The organism is Psychrobium sp. MM17-31 (assembly GCF_022347785.1).
In the GTDB taxonomy this organism is placed as follows: Bacteria; Pseudomonadota; Gammaproteobacteria; order Enterobacterales; family Psychrobiaceae; genus Psychrobium.
Genome location: NZ_JAKRGA010000005.1, coordinates 60,973 through 80,126 on the forward strand (window position 1 = coordinate 60,973; position 19,154 = coordinate 80,126).

General features: G+C 41.5%; 18 protein-coding genes. 4 read left to right on the forward strand and 14 right to left on the reverse strand.

All coding sequences use genetic code 11. The annotated features are described in order from the left end of the window. Window positions 1-9: 9 nt before the first annotated feature. The 7 genes from dndE to MHM98_RS15020 form a co-directional block, all read right to left on the reverse strand. Entirely contained in the window at window positions 10-363 is a 354-nt protein-coding gene (gene dndE / locus MHM98_RS14990) for a DNA sulfur modification protein DndE (protein ID WP_239440176.1), read from the reverse strand. Next, window positions 363-2,351 carry a DNA sulfur modification protein DndD gene (gene dndD, locus MHM98_RS14995; RefSeq protein WP_239440177.1) on the reverse strand — a complete coding sequence of 663 codons (1,989 nt, stop codon included), beginning with the start codon at window positions 2,349-2,351 and terminating at the stop codon, window positions 363-365. The genes dndE and dndD overlap by 1 nt, the downstream gene beginning before the upstream one ends. Then, window positions 2,348-3,973, reverse strand: coding sequence for a DNA phosphorothioation system sulfurtransferase DndC (locus MHM98_RS15000; protein ID WP_239440178.1), 1,626 nt, complete (start codon window positions 3,971-3,973; stop codon window positions 2,348-2,350). Before MHM98_RS15000 ends, dndD begins: the two co-directional genes overlap by 4 nt. Beyond that, window positions 3,970-5,055: a DNA sulfur modification protein DndB gene (gene dndB, locus MHM98_RS15005; RefSeq protein WP_239440179.1), complete on the reverse strand. Its 1,086-nt coding sequence runs from the start codon at window positions 5,053-5,055 to the stop codon at window positions 3,970-3,972. The genes MHM98_RS15000 and dndB overlap by 4 nt, the downstream gene beginning before the upstream one ends. Window positions 5,056-5,325: 270 nt before the next feature. Then, on the reverse strand, window positions 5,326-5,958 hold the full coding sequence (locus tag MHM98_RS15010) for a hypothetical protein (RefSeq protein ID WP_239440459.1): 633 nt from the start codon (window positions 5,956-5,958) through the stop codon (window positions 5,326-5,328). Window positions 5,959-6,123: 165 nt separating this feature from the next. Beyond that, window positions 6,124-7,596, reverse strand: coding sequence for a hypothetical protein (locus MHM98_RS15015; protein ID WP_239440180.1), 1,473 nt, complete (start codon window positions 7,594-7,596; stop codon window positions 6,124-6,126). 163 nt (window positions 7,597-7,759) lie between these two features. Continuing rightward, entirely contained in the window at window positions 7,760-8,173 is a 414-nt protein-coding gene (locus tag MHM98_RS15020; RefSeq protein ID WP_239440181.1) for a helix-turn-helix transcriptional regulator, read from the reverse strand. Window positions 8,174-8,619: 446 nt separating this feature from the next. Between MHM98_RS15020 and MHM98_RS15025 the strand changes: the two genes are divergently transcribed. Continuing rightward, window positions 8,620-9,171, forward strand: a complete 552-nt coding sequence (locus MHM98_RS15025; protein WP_239440182.1) for a peptidylprolyl isomerase — start codon at window positions 8,620-8,622, stop codon at window positions 9,169-9,171. Here the strand turns inward: MHM98_RS15025 and MHM98_RS15030 are convergent. Beyond that, window positions 9,146-10,048, reverse strand: a complete 903-nt coding sequence (locus MHM98_RS15030; RefSeq protein ID WP_239440183.1) for an alpha/beta fold hydrolase — start codon at window positions 10,046-10,048, stop codon at window positions 9,146-9,148. The two genes, MHM98_RS15025 and MHM98_RS15030, sit on opposite strands and share 26 nt — an antisense overlap. 177 nt (window positions 10,049-10,225) lie before the next feature. Here MHM98_RS15030 and hslV point away from each other — a divergent pair, with 177 nt between their 5' ends. Together hslV and hslU are read left to right on the forward strand one after the other, a co-directional pair. Further along, entirely contained in the window at window positions 10,226-10,765 is a 540-nt protein-coding gene (gene hslV / locus MHM98_RS15035; protein WP_239440184.1) for an ATP-dependent protease subunit HslV, read from the forward strand. Between the two features lie 9 nt (window positions 10,766-10,774). Then, complete coding sequence (gene hslU / locus MHM98_RS15040) at window positions 10,775-12,100, forward strand: HslU--HslV peptidase ATPase subunit (RefSeq protein WP_239440185.1); 1,326 nt, start codon at window positions 10,775-10,777, stop codon at window positions 12,098-12,100. Between the two features lie 57 nt (window positions 12,101-12,157). Here hslU and MHM98_RS15045 read toward each other — a convergent pair whose 3' ends face one another. The 4 genes from MHM98_RS15045 to MHM98_RS15060 all read right to left on the reverse strand — a co-directional run bounded on the left by MHM98_RS15045 (window position 12,158) and on the right by MHM98_RS15060 (window position 16,759). Further along, a complete protein-coding gene (locus tag MHM98_RS15045) occupies window positions 12,158-12,712 on the reverse strand; it encodes a hypothetical protein (RefSeq protein WP_239440186.1) in 555 nt (184 codons plus the stop codon). Between the two features lie 22 nt (window positions 12,713-12,734). Beyond that, window positions 12,735-14,063 carry an ATP-binding protein gene (locus tag MHM98_RS15050; protein ID WP_239440187.1) on the reverse strand — a complete coding sequence of 443 codons (1,329 nt, stop codon included), beginning with the start codon at window positions 14,061-14,063 and terminating at the stop codon, window positions 12,735-12,737. Then, a complete protein-coding gene (locus tag MHM98_RS15055; RefSeq protein ID WP_239440188.1) occupies window positions 14,060-14,737 on the reverse strand; it encodes a response regulator transcription factor in 678 nt (225 codons plus the stop codon). Before MHM98_RS15055 ends, MHM98_RS15050 begins: the two co-directional genes overlap by 4 nt. Window positions 14,738-14,812: 75 nt before the next feature. Beyond that, the gene (locus tag MHM98_RS15060; protein WP_239440189.1) at window positions 14,813-16,759 is read right to left on the reverse strand and encodes a TonB-dependent receptor; all 1,947 of its coding nucleotides are present in this window, start codon (window positions 16,757-16,759) and stop codon (window positions 14,813-14,815) included. Window positions 16,760-17,067: 308 nt separating this feature from the next. Between MHM98_RS15060 and MHM98_RS15065 the strand changes: the two genes are divergently transcribed. Beyond that, window positions 17,068-17,442: a gamma-butyrobetaine hydroxylase-like domain-containing protein gene (locus tag MHM98_RS15065; protein WP_239440190.1), complete on the forward strand. Its 375-nt coding sequence runs from the start codon at window positions 17,068-17,070 to the stop codon at window positions 17,440-17,442. A gap of 10 nt (window positions 17,443-17,452) precedes the next feature. On the opposite strand, the gene msrQ is transcribed toward MHM98_RS15065, so the two are convergent. Continuing rightward, window positions 17,453-18,052 (reverse strand): protein-methionine-sulfoxide reductase heme-binding subunit MsrQ, encoded by a 600-nt coding sequence (msrQ, locus tag MHM98_RS15070; RefSeq protein WP_239440191.1) that lies wholly within the window; start codon window positions 18,050-18,052, stop codon window positions 17,453-17,455. Window positions 18,053-18,060: 8 nt separating this feature from the next. Continuing rightward, entirely contained in the window at window positions 18,061-19,056 is a 996-nt protein-coding gene (gene msrP, locus MHM98_RS15075; protein WP_239440460.1) for a protein-methionine-sulfoxide reductase catalytic subunit MsrP, read from the reverse strand. Between the last annotated feature and the right edge of the window lie 98 nt (window positions 19,057-19,154).

Below are 19,154 nucleotides of genomic sequence, written 5' to 3' on the forward strand. Positions count from 1 at the left end.
TTTTCCCTTTTAATTTAATCGCCCTAAAAAATTCATTAGATTTTTCGTATTTCTTAAAGACGCAATTCCATGCTCAACGTGTGCAGCCCAAGCTTGTTGAAGTTGTTTACCATCCAATTCGGGATAATTATGTTTCAATAACAACTCTGTCACATCTTGTGTTCGACCTAACCAAGTAATTTTATCTAACGTTAGATTTCCATTGATATTGTAGTCCGCTTCAGGTTGATACCTGAAGTCAGACTCTATTGACCTGAAAAATGCTATGCGTGCCGAAATGTTAGGAGTTACACCTGTATAACCCTTCAGCTTTTTTAATTGTTCTTCCACTGTACGTGAAAGCTGCATTCTATTTGGCAACATTACACAGCCTCCATTTGTCGATTGTTCCAGAAGTAACCTTTAGTAGTTGAAGAGCAGCGCGTTTTCTCATCAAACGTTATCTCAAAAGCATGAGAGATTTCAGATGATAATATTGAGTAAAAGTCCTCATCCACTTCAGTATCTGTAGATAGCAAGATCACTTGCTCTCCAGCTTCGGGGAAGTAATGTTTAATCAATTTATCCCTGTGTTTAGAATCAAGCCTTCCCAATGGAGTATCTACTACCACGGGAAGTACCTTACCAGACAGTTTGCCAAGTGCTTCTAATATGGCAAAAGCAAAAATTTGCTTCTCTCCCGCTGAAAGTGACTTTCTGTTAATTTCCAAACCATCTTGGTCTATTAGTGCGACATCAAAGGTAACTGGATTGATTTTGGCAGCTAATTTCAAATCACCTTTTCTTGCCAGTTTGCTGTAGGCAGAAGCAAATAGTTCTTCAAGTTGCTCAACTCTTAATGTTGTTAACTTTTCAGCAAATTGAGTTAATACACCTTGAGTGGCAGTAACTCTTGAAACGGCTTTCTGAAGTGACTTTTCATTCTTCTGTTGGTTGAAAAGCTTTTCTAATCTCTTTGCCAACTCAACGGCTTTTATCATTGAAGATTGAGCATTCAAAAGTGTTTCTTTATATAAGTCTTTTTCTTTGGCTAACTCTGTATCAAGTACACGCAGTCGTTCATATAAAGTCACTAGTTCTTTTTCATCAGGCGCACGTTGAATTTTAAGCGTAAGCGAATCTAAATCTGACTCTGCTTTATCCAGTTCGGATAATGAATGGTTCAAGCTCGATTTTGAAATTTGAGCGTCATTATTCAAGGCAGCTAATTGATGAAGTTCTCGATCAGATATATCTAGTTGAATAACTGAGTCGTCTACACTTTCTTTTCCTCTATTTATGTAGTTATCCAATAAATCATTTATGGTTTTTTCATCAGAAGAAAGCGCTTCAGATAGCTGCTCGGCTAACTCTCTTGCCTGAGATTCAAATTGAGTACCAAATGCTTTTTTCTCTTTAACTTCTTGCTCTTTCTCAAGTTGTTGAAGAAGGCTGCTAATTGCCGTAGGAGCTAAAGACAAAGGAAATGCGCCATCAAGTTCATGGAGTACTTTGCCACGGACGCTAGCTATCTCATTTTCCAGCGATTTTTGTTTGCTCTTTTCTTCCGATTTAGTAACTGCCCAAGCTCCGCCTCTTTCCTGAATACTTTTCTCAATTTGCTTCATTTCAAAGCGAATATCAGTAATCTTAGGATAAAGCTCACCGGCCTTTTCTTTGTATGAATCTGCTGCTGATTTGAGTTTTTCTTTTTGAACCTGTAGTTCAGCGATATCCTTTTGAATCGTCTTAGATGCTTTATTCTCACTCTCTTTATTTAGATAAATATCCAAGTCAATATTTAACCGCTCAATGACATCTAAACCTAGCAATTTCTGAACAGCTTCTCTTAAATACACACCCGTGTCATCTTCAGCAAGCTCAGCTATTTTTTCACCATCGAAAAAGAAAAGATCGCCTATACCTGGCGGGATCATTTCCGAAATTAGTGACTGTATTTGTTCAGCGGTAAAACGCTCTTGTTCTTCACCACTGTCAAAGCTAATTCGCTCTTTACCATCGGTCCCCCAAGAGCGGCTAATAGTAAAAATTCCATGTTTACCTTGGTGTGTATGAGTAAATTCAAGGCTAATGACAGCCGTTGCATCACTATTGTCTTTTTTAGCTTTATTGTTTAGCTGCTGAGACAAATAAGCAGAATATTCTTTATTATTTAATGTAGAGCTGTGTGCTCGCCTGCCTAATAAAAGCAATCGAATAGCAGTAAGAATTGATGTTTTACCGGCACCGTTTAGGCCACCAAATAAAATAATGGGTTTTGACAGCAAGCCGTCTTTTTTAGGTTGAAGGTCTAACTCATGTTCGCCATTGAAAACACGAAAGTTGGTTAATGTGAGTTTCTTAAAAATCATTGCTGCATCTCCTTATTTAAAGATGCGGTTATAGCTGCCAATTCTGCTTCAAGATCTTGCACTTCTTTTGACTGATTAATTTGATTTTGCCTCGTATCTTTATTTTTCCTAATAATTTCCTCAGCGGATTCCCAATCTTGCTGAATTAGGCTACCAATTTTCTTGTAAATTCCCGTTCTTCTCGCAAGGCCAGACATAGACACTTCCAGATCAATTAACTTTTTAACCAAATGAGGAGACACACCGTGTTCAGGGGCTAATTGTGAAATTAAAACAGCATCATCTCTACCGAATTGATTAGTGTCATCTATGGCCCAATCAAGGTCGTAACCAAAGATGTCATTAAATATTATTGGTAAATCATCATCCCAGTCTGGCTCATTCGGGTCATTTAACCACTCGTGTCTTACGGCATGCAATTCAGGCACTGTAATTAATTCTGCATCTTTTCCCAAGTCAGCTAGCTGTTTTTGGATGCTAAGAAGTAACCGTAGCGCTACTTTTCGATATTTAAGCTTATAAGGGCCAGTTGTGTAGTCATCGGTTAATATTTTTTCACCGTCTTCTTTTAGTGTTTTAAAAGCTAATCTGCCATCTCGACGAATATGGCTTCGGTATTTTTTCTTTAGTTTTGGTGACGTACTTCGCGATAGTATATTTCGATACTTTAGCAGTGGTTTCATCCACTCTTCGCCATTTTGAACCAAGCTTTCCATTGCTCTGTCTTTAGTAACAACAGTACAGGTCCAACATCCAAATCGAGAGTTTCCGCATGAAGGGGTTGTTTCATCAATAACCATCGGACACTCACCTTGCCCTGAAGAGTCTTTATAAAGATTCCAAAGCAAGAGGTTTTTACCACCCCATGGATTTTCCCATTCCATATCGTATTTATCGAACCATTTATTTTTTATACCGTAAGGCGTTTCTTCGCTCACTAAATGGCAAAATCTTAATATCTTCCACACATCATCTACTCCCCACATATCAATAGGGGTATAGATAAAAGCATTTGCTAATGTTGTGTGCTTGGCTAAGTCAGAGCCATCTATTTTATGTTTGGCGATTACTTGGGCACGAGAGGCGCTTTCTTGAGAGCGTGAGCCCAAAACAACTATAACCTCATCAAACTGGCTTACTTTATCAGTAATGAACGAAGATACAGGATCAATCTTCATTCGCTCTGTACACCAGCGAAATTGCCTTGTAGGTGCAGGATATCCTTTACCTAATAAATTCGCCCAAAATGTTTGATTTGTTTTGGGGACAACTTTATGGGATGTAATGGGTAGATTATCTCGTTTAGCACCGCGCTCAATTGCTCTTAGTGAGTTACTTACATGATTTACAACAACAGGTGTTTCAACGAGAGTATCTGATGCGACAACAAAAACTTCTTTATGGCGCTGCTTTGGCTCTAGCCCCAAAAGAGCTAAATAGACTAAGACCATAACAGCTGAAGAATCTTTACCACCGCTGTAACCTATGACCCATGGTCGCTTGTCACTAAGGTATACCCGCTGGACATTGGCAACGCAGTCCGATAGCAAGGTACCTGCAAATTTTTCATTTTCGATAAACTCGATATAGTCATCGAGATCGTATTGGTTAGCTAAGCTCATTTATTTAATAATTCTTTTTCTTTTTCTAATTCTTCGTCTGTAATTTTCAGACCAATTTGGCGTTTAATTTCTACCGTTGTCAAAAATATATTGGTACTAGCTTTAGACAACCTTCCGTGAGACATCGCCCTTTGTGACCATGCCTTGTTGGACTTTCTCCAGTCTATCTCTCTTACTTTTACCAAGGCTCCAATTCTCGACTCTTGCGACATATCTAATAATTCTCGGCCGACCAATGCCAACGCTTGTAAACCAATTCCATGTGCCGTTATATAATCTTGCCTGAATTCTCTAACAGTAAGTGACTTATCTTGCACCAGCTTCCATTCAACCAACTGCTCATTTAACTGATTCCAAAAACTAAGCGCAGTCTCCTTTTCAATCTCGCTGATTTCATCTTTTGGCCCTTTGCGAAGTAACGATCGTGTCGCATGTTTAATGGCACTTAACGCAAATATTTTATTACTTTTAATTGGTATGCTGCTTTTTTCCATTTCGGTAAAACCAATAAATGGCTTAGCATTTCTTGCTAAAAACTTAGCGACTCTAGAGCTGGGATCTCTGTCATCATATAAAGTCGAAAGTGAAGTAGATGGCCTGATCGCGTTTTGATTTAGATCTGCGAACATTTGCTGGCTTCTGCTTAACCCTTCATCTACATAAAAGACAATGGCTATATTATCTTGCGCTAGCTCAGGCTTAAGTTTAATTGCCTCTTCTATCGCAGCTCTTCGATGTTGCCCATCATTGATTAAGATACTAGTATTCATTGACACTTTTAAGATACCAATATTTGGAGCGCCATTATTCTCGACAAAACGAACCTCTGAGCCGACAGATGCCGTCAATGCAGAAAAAACATAGTCGTCTGGATTATCAACAAGATAACGACTCATCTCAGGAATTCGAGACTTATTTAAAGTACGTTGTGCTCTTAATTCTGGCGGAACGTCTTCTTCGTCATAACTAAATATTTTAGGGATTATACGTAAAGGGCAAGTTGCAATATAGAAGGGTCTACCTGCTTGAACTCCTCTCACCGCTGGGAAAGAGTAACAAAAATCATTTTCTAAATGGTCCATCGAGTACTACATCCAATTTAAAAGAACGTTAAAATTTTACGTACCTCAATTTTTAAATCAACAAAAAACGTAAAAATTTTACGTTCAATCTTGAGTAACTTCAAATTAGACAATAAAAGTGTGGTGAGAAACGGCTAATTTTAAAAAGCGATTCCAAATACCCAACCTAGATGCCAACAATCGTAATTTCGACGATGTGTTTGAGGCATTTTCACTACAACGCAACCGTATAAAAGACTTTCAGCAGTTGGCAGATTGGTAGGTAAACGCCTAATCAGCATATCCCCAAGGAGCTGCTGGCGGAGTAATCGGCTTGGTTAAGTCGAAATCCACTCTAAATTCGCGTCCTTCTCGCACCATGCGATAGGTGAATTTTTCAGGGTAAATGAACATTTGCCATGTGTTGCCGTTTGATTGCGGAATGCCGTGTTTCACGAACATTTCTTTAGAATATTGATCGGCTGGAAATGATTGCACGTTCTCCCAACCAGCATCAACAGTATGGCCGCCGTACATGGTTGATTTATCGTAGTTGCCATCTGGCTGGCGATGGTCGTGCTTTAACGAAATACCCGAGCCTGTTTTGGTTAGAATCCACGTGCGTGAGGCATCGTCGCCAACGTGAAATGGAATTTGTAATTCGCGGTCACTACAACGGCGCACATGCATCACTAATTTCTTACCAGCAAAGCCACCGCCTTTAGCGTTATCGACAGTTATCTTACCTTCATAGGCTTTGCCACAGTGTTTTCTAATATGATCAAAATAGGCATCGTGGGTTGCAATAGAGACTTGCGGAGTGGGCAATACAACTGATTTTCCGCTAGTGTTTTTGGTGCCTGCTGCATTTACCGTGAAAGAACTTCCTAATGCTACTGCACTAATAATTAAACTTGAGAACATGGATGTTTTCATAACAACTCTTTTTATAAATAAACGTTGAAAGAGGTAGTAGCAGGTTTCCTCCGCTTAATATAAAAATTCACGTATATATTAACCACTATTGTTACACTATCGGGGAAGAATCATCAAAACATAATGGCCATGAATAGTTCATGGCCTATCTACTTACTTTAAATTTTTCAACACAGAACAAGTCTCCGCTCTTTCTTCGCCGCCAAGAATACGAGATTTGTACTCATCAGCTCGTTTACTTCCGTAAGCCGTCGCCTTATTTAACCACTCTAGACCAGCTTTTCTGTCATTTATGCAATACCTACCTAAACCAAGAATAAAAGCCGCTGCAGGATGCTTTTGTTGTGCAGCGATTATTAAGTACTCCTGTGCTTTGGTTATATCAGTTTCCATATAAATATTTGCTAGTCGAAAATAAGCCTCAGTATGCTTATACTTTTTAGCCATAACCTCAAGTACATTTATCAAGTCTTTCTGGCTAGTTTCGATAAAAATACTATCAGTGTAATACTCTTCAATTTCGTTCTCTTCACGCAATTCACTTGCTAGAGTATAAAACTCACCGGAATCAAAAGAACGAACCAAAATTTCCAGCTGAGGCAAGGTTAAACTGTCTAAATTCCCCATTTGATATTGAAGTAAGTTCTGAAGCTCTTCTGTCGTAATTTTATGCTTGACGGTTAAAGAAAAAGCATCCGCGTCTTCATCTCTATTACGTGTTAATATTTTTATGTATTCAATAGCTTCTTTTTTAGTTTTATCTGTAATAAGTGAAGGGCGAATAATCTCTTCTAAGTGCATTTTTATTGCAGGTGCGTATTCTTTGTCTAATAATTTTTGCTGCCAAATAGCACGTTCTTCTTGTAAGTCTGTACTACTATTCTGATAAATGAAATGTAAGATTACCCACCAATACTCTTCATATTTAGCGTCACCTTCAGAAGCTAAAAATTTCATTAAACTCGCTTCAGAAGTAAATAGTTCATAACGACCAAACCAGTGCTCTGTCAACTCATAATCTTTCTTAAGCATTACTTCTTCCAATGAAGAAATATCCGGAGAAAAACAATACTCGACAATGACATGATGTTCGCCATTCTCAATTGACGTTAAACATCTATTTCCATAGTGGTTTAATATGAAATACCCCACCACTGGCAACGACAGTACTATGACTAGAGATGTAAAATGCTTATTTCGGTTAGAATTAGCACTCTGAAAAGGTTCAGCGGCATGCTCAATTGCCGCAAACTCTTCAATTAATGACAACTTCCTCATGCTCGTAAAAAAAACGATAGCCATTACGACAGGACTAATAATCAATGCTGCAGTAGGCTGCTTGCCCAAAATAAAAATTGAGGCATAAGTTACGCCTGAGAATAAAGCAACAATTAACCTTGGGAAAGTTTGATACAACCCTCCAATAAACCTTGCAAAATAGCCGACGATTGCAGGTGCGATTAACATGGCTACAATAACGTTTAGTATGAAGTAGCGCTCCATAACAGCAGTTACTGTAAAAGCAACAATCAACCCTATAAACGCACCAAATAAAGCAAGTAACGGTCTCTGCTTTTTCTCTAATTCTAAATAAACTTTTTCAAGTTCAGCTCTTTGATACTTCATTAATCACTTATACCCTATTATAAGGTTTTCCTTGTCATTATTAATGCGCCATACTCTATCACAAGAGCACTTTCACATTATTATTTAATTCATATTAATGAAGACATTAACAAAAAATGGACACCGCAGTGTCCATTTTTAAGTGTCGAGCCAATGTTTAAAATCACCAAACTTCTTTGCCATCGCCATAGCGAACAATCCAGCCGGTAATGTAGGCGCCTAAGAAAAAGGTGGCCGATGAAAAGGCGTTGTCGTTAAAGATCAAAAATACAAAGCCAAGGGCGAGTAATAAAAACTCAATCATCAGCACATGGCGTCTGGTGTATACACCAAACATGTTGGCTCTGAACCACCACGGTAGCTCTTTCCATTTTGCAGATTCTTTATCTATCACTGTGATTTCCTCCGTTAATGTTGCGATATCAACTTCAAAAACAGCAGCGAGAGATTTTAGAGTTTCAAGACTGGCCTTTTGACCACTTTCAACTCGTTGAATAGTTCTAACATTGAGGCCACAAGCTTGTGCTAACTCTTCTTGTGACCATTGTTTTTTGTCGCGTAATTTTTTAACTATCATAAGACTTAAGGTCCTTAATCTCTTCGCCGATGTTCACAGCGAATTCTGACAACAGATCTGCCTTGTCGGCCACGACATTCGCCCGACAGCGGCGATTTTATCGCTTTTTTACTATGTAAATGGTTACTAACAAATTAGCATCTGATAAACATACCCAAGCTACTTCAAGATGCAGGTTTCAGAGGCTGGGTAGGATGTGAGTACAAGGCATGATTCATAATTAATGGTTATTCCCTGATTTTGAATCATAACGCAGTAATCGCTTTCTACCCAGCCTCCCGTAGGGCAAGGCGATAAGCGACCAATAGCGGCGTTATAAGCTACTTATTAGGAACAACCTAACAGCGTATCTTATGCCTTGCTCTTGGCACGCTTCTCGACTTGCTGAAGACTAGCATCTTGAGGTGGCTTGGGTATACATGTAAACACTAACTGAAGGCAGCGCAGTGAAACTCGAATTAATTTCTCTTTGTGACTATCGCGAAGATGTGGAATATCTCAAGGCATTCTTTACCACCAATCATGGTGCCTTTAGTGCAATATTATTACCACAGCAATGTCCAACTACCACATGGAATTTTGTTAATTTAGCAGAAGGCCGCCAGCAAAACCCACATCGCGATGGGCCGTTTTACGACGGGCTAACCTTTCATCGATTGATTAAAGGTTTTGCACTAATGGGTGGTTGTCCGCACGGAACAGGTATGGGAAATGCGGGTTATCGCTTTGGCGACGATTTTCACCCCGAATTGTCTCATTGGGAAATAGGATATTTATCGATGGGCAACAGCGGTCCAAACTCCAACAGTTGCCAGTTTTTTATTACCTTGGGCGCGGCAGAGCACCTAGACAACAGCCACAATATTTTTGGTAAGGTGACTGAAGGATTAGAAACCCTCGAAAAAATAGCCCAATTAGCAACCGATTATAACGACAGACCCATTGAGCCAATTATTATCGAATCTATTGTTATTAAGCGGCCTGCTGAGCTCGAATAAAATTAATGACGTCACTGAAATAGTCATCCACCGCTTTAGGATGCGTCAGCATATTAATATGATCATAATCCAACGCATTGCCGTTGGCTTTACTCAAAATGGTGTGCTTGCCATGCCCCATTTCATCGCTAAAACGCCTAACGTCTTTGGGATGACCAAGTACAGGATCTTTTAGCGCGGCGATAAACCACGTGCGTGGCCAGTTAACCGACTTAGCGTTACTGCCATAATCAAAGTTATCGCGCGGATCGACCCAAGCCACATCGCGCACCCACAGTTGACCCTCGCTAATCGACAAATAAGTTTCGTTGTCGCTGCCCATTTTCCACTGCTTGAACGGGAAAAAGCCTTTTTTCTTAGCCAACCATGGACCAAAACGCTTCCACAGAAATTCCACTTTAAACAAACGCTCAAAGCTCCATTGTTTGATGGTGCGTTTGGTGCCAAAAAACACCTGAGATTCGACACTTTCGGTCAGCTCAGGAAAGCGAATTAACGCGGAACACATCACTACCCCACCCCACGAGTGCGCCATCCAGTGAATTTTTGAATGGCTAGCATGACGCGCAAGCACCCAACGATGGCATTCAGGTAGCGTGTGAGCAATCATTTCAAATTGGCCGTGATTATTATCTTTGCCAATCGGCGGCGTGCTTTGACCGCGACCACGGGAGTCAATCACGTACACACTATGACCAGCACGCGCCAAGGCACAAGCCAATCCCTTACCTGATTTTGAATAGAAAATTCGGCCGTCTTCAATTGCCCCATGTAGCATTAACACCGGTGGTAAATCGCTAGGTTGCTCAGGCGATATTTCACGAAGGTGGATGGAATGGTCGTCAAAATCGAGAAAGTGGGATGTTTGAGTAATCATGGACAAAGGATTCAAGCACTTAATTTAAACAAGGGTTTAAACCTACAGCAAAGTCAAAGAATACACAAACTCACCGCGCCCCCTTGAATTTATCTGTGCTGTCCCCACTTCTAAACTATGTCTGGCACTAAGCCAAAAATTTCGCGCACTGCGCATATATCAGATTAAGGACAGATAATGACTACGATAGTATCTGTACGCCGTGAAGGCAAAGTTGTCATCGCCGGTGATGGCCAAGTATCACTGGGTAACACAGTAATGAAAGGCAACGCGCGTAAAGTGCGCCGTTTGTACAACAACAAAGTATTGGCAGGATTTGCTGGCGGCACCGCCGATGCCTTTACCTTGTTTGAACGTTTTGAAGCCAAATTAGAAATGCACCAAGGTCACCTAACTAAAGCAGCGGTTGAGCTTGCCAAAGACTGGCGTAGCGATCGCGGTTTGCGCAAGCTAGAAGCGCTATTAGCGGTAGCTGATCACACAGCATCTTTAATTATCACGGGTAACGGTGATGTTATTCAGCCAGAAAACGATTTAATCGCAATCGGCTCAGGTGGTCCATTTGCTCAAGCTGCAGCGACAGCGCTATTAGAAAATACCGAGCTAAACGCGCAAGACATCGCAACGCGCGCACTCACTATCGCTGGTGACATCTGTGTATTCACCAACGGTAACCAAACAGTTGAAACCCTAGAAATAGAAGCAGATAAGGCGTAGGACGACACCATGACACAAATGACACCAAGAGAAATTGTTTCTGAGTTAGACGCTCACATCATCGGTCAAAGCGATGCCAAACGCGCCGTTTCTATTGCCCTACGTAACCGCTGGCGTCGTATGCAACTAAACGACGATTTACGCCAAGAAGTTACCCCGAAGAACATCTTAATGATCGGTCCAACGGGTGTTGGTAAAACCGAAATTGCTCGTCGTTTAGCTAAACTAGCGAACGCGCCTTTTATCAAGGTTGAAGCGACTAAATTCACCGAAGTGGGTTACGTTGGTAAAGAAGTTGACCAAATCATTCGCGATTTAGCAGACGTTGCCCTAAACATCACGCGCGAAGAGCAAATGAAGAAAGTACGCTTCGCCGCTGAAGAAGCAGCGGAAGAGCGTATTTTAGATGCTTTACTACCACCAGCACGCGGCGGGTTTGAAGAAGAAAAACCAACTGATAGCGGTACGCGTCAAGTATTTCGTAAGAAACTGCGCGAAGGTAAATTAGACGATAAAGAAATCGAAATTGAAGTTGCAGCACCACAAGTTGGCGTTGAAATCATGGCTCCTCCAGGCATGGAAGAAATGACTAACCAACTTCAAGGCATGTTCCAAAACCTTGGCAGCACGCCAGCTAAAAAGCGCAAGATGAAAATCAAAGACGCGTTCAAAGCAGTGCAAGAAGAAGAAGCGGCTAAGCTTGTAAATCAAGACGATTTAAAAGAGCAAGCAGTAGAAATGGCCGAGCAACACGGCATCGTGTTCATCGACGAAATCGACAAGATTTGTAAACGCGGCGAAGCCTCTGGCCCAGACGTATCTCGCGAAGGTGTTCAACGCGATTTACTACCATTAATCGAAGGTTGTACCGTTTCAACTAAGCACGGCATGGTAAAAACCGACCACATCTTATTTATTACTTCAGGTGCTTTCCAAGTGGCTAAGCCGTCTGATTTAATTCCTGAGCTACAAGGTCGTTTACCAATTCGCGTTGAGTTAAGCGCGCTATCGACTGAAGATTTTGTACGTATTCTTACCGAGCCAAATGCTTCGCTAACCGAACAGCACAAAGCATTGTTAGCTACTGAAGGTGTAGATGTTGAGTTCACCGAGTGTGGTATCCAACGCATCGCCGAGTCGGCGTGGCAAGTGAATGAGCGTACCGAGAACATCGGTGCCCGTCGTCTGCACACCGTACTTGAACGCTTAATGGAAGAGTTATCGTTCCACGCTTCAGATCGCACTGGCGAGTCAGTGAAAATTGATGCAGCATACGTTGATAAGTACCTAGGTGACCTAGTACAAAACGAAGATTTAAGTCAGTTTATTCTTTAATAGATTCACTGATTTTGAGAGGCCGTTTAATCTTTTGATTAAACGGCCTTTTTATTGCTAACCGATGATGAAGCCAATTACCAGTGTCGCCGATCCCGCGCCAAGCATTAGCAGTGACATATTCTTCACCTGTGGCATCTGTAAGCTAATCACCACACCACTAATCAAGCTAAAGGTTAGGCTCAATCCTAGAGCAATACCCAATAACCAAAACAAAAGACCAGCGTAGCCTTTGTGGATAATCAGTAACGATAGCCAAAAATCGTGTTCTTTTACGACTAGCTGTTGCGCAATTTTGTTATCATCAAGCGTTAAAATAACTTCCTGTTTATAGCCGTACCAGCTGTGTCCTGAGCGCTCATCAAAGTGGTCGCTAGGCAACGCACCGTGGTTATTAGCATCGAGATATTGCAATGCTAATTGCTCAGCTTGCTGCAGGCTGTCCACCTTAACAGCTGAATTGATCTCATAGCTGTTTTCTTTAACGACTTCGCCTTTTATATCAAAAAGATATAAGACACCTGAAACGATATAAACTAGGGTTAATGGCAAGAAAAAACACGAGAAATAGGCGTGTAACTTCATCCAAATTAAACGAACTTTGGCTTTCATGAATTGTAATTCCGAATAAAATTTATTTGATAGGTAGAGTCATGGTCATTACTAAACCATGAGGTGTGTTTGCTGATGCGCTAATAGTTCCGCCGAGCGCTGTTATTTGGCGTTTGGTTAGTGCTAAGCCCAAACCATAACCGCCACTGGCTCTATCACGTGCTTGGTCGAGTCGCACAAAGGGCTCAAACATATCTTCAAGACGTTCTACGGGAACACCTGCACCTTGGTCGCTGATTTCAATTGTTACCAACTCGGCTTCCTGCCAGCACTTAATAGAGACCTGAGATTGCTCGGGTGAGTATTTCATCGAGTTTCGAACCACATTTTCTATCGATTGTCCTAGCGCTCGATGATTGCTATTTTCAATCTGACAGCTCTCTGGTAATTGCAACACCAGCTGATGCTGGGTGAATTCAAACCGCGCATCTTCTGCAATAGTTTCGATTAATGCGGTTAAATCAACATCCTCACGCGACAAGTCAGGCTTTTCGTTATTAAGCCAAGCCAATGTTAAGGTGTCCTCGACAAGACCGGCCATATAACCAAGTTCGCGATCGAAGCGTTCAATGACATCCGCCTTGTTATATCCGCTACTCAACAACAATTTAAGGCGAGTGATAGGCGTGCGTAATTCATGAGAAATATCGGCTATCAACTGGCGCTGACTCTTAATTAATGCAGAAATATTGTCTGCCATGTCATTAAAGCCTGTCGCCAATTCACCAATTTCATCGTTGCGATTACTTACCTCACTCGACGAGCGGGTATTAAAATCCCCCTGCGTAAAATGCGCTGAATCGCGATGTAATGCTTGCAGTGGCTTAATAATATTGCGATACATCAGATAACTAATAATCGCCGTCAACAGCAAAGGCAGCAATACTGTGATTAGCAAGTGAATCACCTGCCAATAAGCACCCGGGCGCATATGCTGCGGTAGTTGAATCAACAAGTGATAATCGTTGAAGTTAAGCGGTAAATCCATCACCGGATTAACTTCATGCTCAAGGTGAATTGGCCATTCAACTAATCGACCTTGCACGGTCTCTTCTTGCAAGGCTGCTGGAATTTCACTGCCGTATAACCATTGATGTTTGGCCTTTACCACAACCAACCAAGTTTGTTCACGCTGAGCGATATCTTCTGCCCATTGCGTTAATAGCTCTGGATTGGTTTGCGCTAATTCCGTTGCTTGGCGAGCATACTCTTTGAGTGTTTGTTGATCCGTTAGCGTGAGATGACTCATTTTATCTTCAACGTATTCACTCAAATACGACAACCCCGTCACCAAACCAATACAGGTAATGGCAATACTGAGATAAATCTTCCAAAACAATTTTAATTTCATGATCTATTGTCCGGTAACTGTAGTGTATCCATCAGCATATAACCCTTACCATGCACTGTTTTTATGACATTGGGATCAATATCTACCTGCTTGAACTTCTTACGAATATTGGAGATGTGCATATCTAAGGTGCGATCGTAACGCCCATATTCTTTGTGTAAAACCGATTGATAAAGATAAGCCTTACTCGTGGGAATAGTGACGTTGCTAGCTAAGCATTTAACAATATCCAGTTCGATACTCGTCAGCTCAGGCACCAGCTGCTTTAGCTTTTCAAACAGCTCACTGTCCGCAACCTTGGCGTAATTCTGATGATAACGACGTAAAATAGCCTCGATTCTAAGCACCAACTCTTCCAAGTTAAATGGCTTACTCAAATAATCATCAGCACCAGTGCGCAAACCCTCAATGCGTTCTTGTTCGTTGCCCAATGCGGTAAGTATTAAGGTCGGCGTATTATTGATTTCTCGTAACTCACGCAACATGTCTAAGCCATTGAGATTCGGCAGCATAATGTCGAGTAAGATGAGATCAAAGTACTGCTCGCTTGCCAACTTGAGGCCAGTGACGCCGTCATGACAAGTAGTCACCTGATAATCACTGGCCAATAAGTGCTGACCAATGAGCTCGTTGACTACCTCATCATCTTCAACAACCAATATTTTCGCAGACATAGTTTTATTTCACCTTATACGCAAAAACGTGCACTACTTACATAGTACACGTTTTTATAGTTACAGCGTGGGCAGTTAGAACTGATAGCTCAGTGTCAGTCTAACGTCACGTCCCGGCTCAGCTAAGCCGATAATGCGTTCATCGTCACTGTCCCAACCGAAAGTGCCGTGGTCGTGGAAGTATTTATCAAATGCATTATTTACACTTAAGTTAATGTAAAAATCTTCGCCGCCCACTGGATACCACTCAACATAAAGATCGTGAACACCATAACCCGGCTTATCTGGGTTACCAGCAGGAACATCAGTTAAGCTCTTAACTAAGCGTGCATTCCAACCTAGTTCTAAGTTGTACTCTTCTAGCGAGTAGCTGCTGTTAAGCGTTAAGCTATCACCAAAGGCTGTACCAATACCCATATTGCCGTCGTCTAGCGGCTCGCCATTAAGCTCAGGCTTGTTGTGAGAGTAGCTTAGGCCAACTTGTGCGTTTTCCCATTGTTGAGAAATACTCAAACTAAAACCTGTTGTTTCAAGTTCACCCGCATTACCAAAGAAACGGCCTTCTTTACGACGTACTGTGGCTACAACATCATCTACTGTGCTCTTAAACGCTTGAGCAGTCACCAATAAGCCGTCTTTGTCATAAGCAAGTGTAAAGTCGATATTATCGGCTTTTTCTTCTTTCAAATCTGGCGCATTCTTGCGGAAACCGATTAGATAAGCTTCTTTAACTTTTTGACCACGCAAGGCTTGTGAATAACTACCTTTAACACTCCAATGCGGAGTAAACTCGTAAATGGCATTTATATTTGGACTAAAACCTGATGAGTCGTAGCTTTGGCCGTCGGCATCATCGAGTTGGTAATCATCGAAACGAGCACCAAAACTCACGCTTAAATTCTGGCTAACTTCGATAGTATCTTGCGCATAAATACCCAAAACTTTGCCAACTTCTTCGCCTTCGTTACCTTTGATGTAGTAACCGGTATCACGACGGTAATCAGCACCATAAGTCACTTGATGATCACCAAATAAAGCGCTGTTACGTAAGTCAAAACCAGTACTCTTGACGCCAGCTCCATCATGGCGCTCGTTACCTTCGTTTTGTGTTAAATACGCATCTGTGTGGTAGGCAGTAAAGGCAACATTTATGGCATCACTATCTGGCGTGTAGAAGTAGTTTAAAGTAGAGGTTTCGCGACGGCTTTTTTGCTCATTAGCGCTGTTCCAACCCGCAGCATAGAAGTGTGGACGTACGTTTCTAAAGCCGTCGTCATTGCGGATCTCATGACTTAATTTAATTAAGTGATCTTCGCTGATTTGTCCTTTCACTTTCACTAAGCCTAGGTCTTGATCAGTCTTAGTATTTTGAAGTTCAACGCCATTACCATCTTCAATATTATCGGTATCGTTGTTACCAATAATTGCCAGTGCACTCCACTCTTCATTAAATTTACCAAAGAAGCTGCCACTTAATTTACGCCCTTGCGTATTGCTAAAATAGCCAACTTTTAGCAGGGCACCAAATTGCTCGTCACCCTGTAATAAGTCTTGTGGGTCTTTCGTTTCAAAGCGAATAGCACCACCTAAGGCTCCCGGGCCATCTAATGCGGTACCGGCACCAGCTTTCACTTCAACGTGCTTAAGCATTTCAGGCTCAATAGACAGACGACCTTGGTGATGGAACAAGTAACCCGCTTGAGTCGCGCCATCAACGCTAACGTTTAAGTTTGTATCTTCCACACCGCGCACATAAACCTTTTGTGCAATACCAAAAGAACCACCAACAGTAATTGATGGCTCACCGCGGAAAATATCTTCTAAATCATTTGCTTGTTTCTTTCGAATATCGCTCAAATCAACGACATCTACACCTAGAATACGCTGACCTTTCACTTCGATCTTTTCAATTTTCTTATCGCTTTTTTCATTAGACTCAGCAGCGGAAACCGCCGTTGAACCCAAAGCACACGCCGCAGAAACTAACAGCGCAATGTGTTTCTTTTGAAACTTAGTAACCATTATTAAACCTCGTCAAACTCAAAAATTGACGCAATGATAACGATTGCTATTTGTAATAATTATTCAATTTACATTTTTTACAACTGATCACTAAATGTAACTTAACCAGAACCCACGAAACGTTAGACTAAATTCAATAAATAGAAGCTTTATTCGACTTAGCAGATGATTTACTATGCCACCATCACTGACCAAGGATGAATAAATGTCTTTATATAGCCGTTGTATTGTGAATTCTATTTCTGACTTAATGCATTACGCAGTGAGCGGTATTACCTTATTGGCACTTGGCAAATATTAGAGAGCGCATGATGAGCATTACTCTAGTCAAGCAACATTGTTTTTCTTATTTACTAGAAGTTCATTTTAGTGATGGTTATCGCCAACTTATCAGCTTCGAATTGCTGCGTGTTTATTCTCCCACCGCCACAAATATACCTAGCGGATTGAAACAGCCACCACTAGTCACCGCTAAAGCCTACGTCAAAATCTTCAAATTAAATTACGATGAAAATAGGTTAGATATTCTGTTTGATGACGGCCATCAAAGTGGCAGTTATAACGCTGGCTATTTACGACGCTTGTGTGAAGAACAGGATGAATTGTGGCGAGATTATTTGGCGCGTCTCAAATATGCCAAGCAACTTAAAGACAACGCCATTTCTCTTTCTATTACTGAGTAGCTATTACTGATTAACGGTTAAAGATCCGTTTAATTTGGTCTTTCCGCGCCCATAACAACAACGCAGTCAAGGCAATGTAGATACTCGGCTCGATAATTTCAGATTTCACCGACCAAATAAAATGCAGCGGCACTAATAACGCCACCACATAAACACTGTTATGCAATTGCTGCCAGCGCTTACCCATCTTGCGTTTAACAGCGTTGATTGAGGTAATCGCTAGCGCAAACAGTAAGATATAGGCCAACATGCCCACCAAAATATAAGGACGCTTAACGGTTTCAGTGAAAAACAACGACCACTCAAACAGCAAATCTAAGCTAATAAAGGCCGCTAAATGCAAAGTGGCATAAGCAAACACATATAACCCTACCAACCGCCTTGTTTGAATGAGTGCACCCTGCTTAAATCGTTTAGCCACAGGCGAAATCAGCAGCATTAACACCAAGGTGTTTAACGCCCCCATGCCAGTGTAGTGAATGATGTATTGCACGGGATCGCCACCCGCTTCATCGTAAAACACCGCTAGCACCAAAAACACAATAGGCGCAAGTGCAGCCCAATGCATAAAGGCTTTAACGAGGAATAAATGTTTGTTGGTTAACCGCATAACACCACTTAATAATTCTTGGTTAAATCTAAACCGCGATACAAATCAGCAACTTGATCGCCATAGCCGTTAAACGGCAAGGTAGGAATACGCTTCGCCGAAAATAAGCCACCTTCGGCAATACGGCGTTCACTCGCTTGTGACCAACGCGGGTGATCTACCGCTGGATTTACGTTGGCATAAAAGCCATATTCTTGCGGTGCTAATTGATTCCAGCTGGTTGGTGGACGCTTTTCTGTCACGCGAATACGCACCACAGATTTAATACTCTTGAAGCCATATTTCCACGGCACAACTAAGCGAATTGGTGCACCGTTTTGCGGAGGTAGTGTCTTGCCATACAAACCAACCGCCATAAAGGTTAGGTCATTCATAGCCTCGGCGATTGTTAAACCTTCAACGTATGGATAGTTAATGCCACCACCTAAGAAACGATTTTTCTGCCCCGGCATTTGCTCAGGATCATGCAGCGTTTCAAAAGCCACGTATTTGCCTTTACTGGTGACGCCAGCGCGCTTGAGCAGTGTCGATAATGGGAAACCTAACCACGGAATAACCATTGACCAAGCTTCAACACAGCGCAAACGATAAGTGCGTTGTTCTAAATCTATTAATTTGGTGAAATCATCAAAATCTAGCGTCAGCGGTTTTTCAACTTCGCCATCAATAACCAGTTTCCATGGCTCAACTTTGAATTCCTGAGAGTTTTGCGCAGGAGCTTTTTTGCTAGTGCCAAATTCATAGAAGTTATTGTGGGTAGTAACTTTGTTGTACGGCGTTAAGATTTCCCCCTTGGCGTAATTTGTTTCTTTGTCAAAAAGTAGCGGCTGAGTTTGAAACTTAACTTTCTTCTCGTCTTTACCAAACAAACTAAAAATATCAGCCTGCGCCGCAGTTGGTACACTGGCCCCAACAGCACCTAAACCCAGTGCCTTAACGATGTTACGACGATCTTTAAACACAGCTTCCGGCGTGACATCAGAATCTTTGATATGCCACGGCATTTTTTTGAGTAAACCTTGCGTAAATTTATTAGCCACTGTGTTGCTCCAGAATTTATTCTCGTGTGTTGATTAGTGAATAAGACACTCGCAGTAGCTAA

Excerpts from the sequence above, each read along its gene's own strand:
- dndE (WP_239440176.1), bottom strand. The coding sequence starts at position 363 with ATGTTGCCAAATAGAATGCAGCTTTCACGTACAGTGGAAGAACAATTA.
- dndD (WP_239440177.1), bottom strand. The coding sequence starts at position 2,351 with ATGATTTTTAAGAAACTCACATTAACCAACTTTCGTGTTTTCAATGGC.
- MHM98_RS15000 (WP_239440178.1), bottom strand. The coding sequence starts at position 3,973 with ATGAGCTTAGCTAACCAATACGATCTCGATGACTATATCGAGTTTATC.
- dndB (WP_239440179.1), bottom strand. The coding sequence starts at position 5,055 with ATGGACCATTTAGAAAATGATTTTTGTTACTCTTTCCCAGCGGTGAGA.
- MHM98_RS15010 (WP_239440459.1), bottom strand. The coding sequence starts at position 5,958 with ATGTTCTCAAGTTTAATTATTAGTGCAGTAGCATTAGGAAGTTCTTTC.
- MHM98_RS15015 (WP_239440180.1), bottom strand. The coding sequence starts at position 7,596 with ATGAAGTATCAAAGAGCTGAACTTGAAAAAGTTTATTTAGAATTAGAG.
- MHM98_RS15020 (WP_239440181.1), bottom strand. The coding sequence starts at position 8,173 with ATGATAGTTAAAAAATTACGCGACAAAAAACAATGGTCACAAGAAGAG.
- MHM98_RS15030 (WP_239440183.1), bottom strand. The coding sequence starts at position 10,048 with ATGATTACTCAAACATCCCACTTTCTCGATTTTGACGACCATTCCATC.
- hslV (WP_239440184.1), top strand. The coding sequence starts at position 10,226 with ATGACTACGATAGTATCTGTACGCCGTGAAGGCAAAGTTGTCATCGCC.
- hslU (WP_239440185.1), top strand. The coding sequence starts at position 10,775 with ATGACACAAATGACACCAAGAGAAATTGTTTCTGAGTTAGACGCTCAC.
- MHM98_RS15045 (WP_239440186.1), bottom strand. The coding sequence starts at position 12,712 with ATGAAAGCCAAAGTTCGTTTAATTTGGATGAAGTTACACGCCTATTTC.
- MHM98_RS15050 (WP_239440187.1), bottom strand. The coding sequence starts at position 14,063 with ATGAAATTAAAATTGTTTTGGAAGATTTATCTCAGTATTGCCATTACC.
- MHM98_RS15055 (WP_239440188.1), bottom strand. The coding sequence starts at position 14,737 with ATGTCTGCGAAAATATTGGTTGTTGAAGATGATGAGGTAGTCAACGAG.
- MHM98_RS15060 (WP_239440189.1), bottom strand. The coding sequence starts at position 16,759 with ATGGTTACTAAGTTTCAAAAGAAACACATTGCGCTGTTAGTTTCTGCG.
- MHM98_RS15065 (WP_239440190.1), top strand. The coding sequence starts at position 17,068 with ATGATGAGCATTACTCTAGTCAAGCAACATTGTTTTTCTTATTTACTA.
- msrQ (WP_239440191.1), bottom strand. The coding sequence starts at position 18,052 with ATGCGGTTAACCAACAAACATTTATTCCTCGTTAAAGCCTTTATGCAT.
- msrP (WP_239440460.1), bottom strand. The coding sequence starts at position 19,056 with ATGCCGTGGCATATCAAAGATTCTGATGTCACGCCGGAAGCTGTGTTT.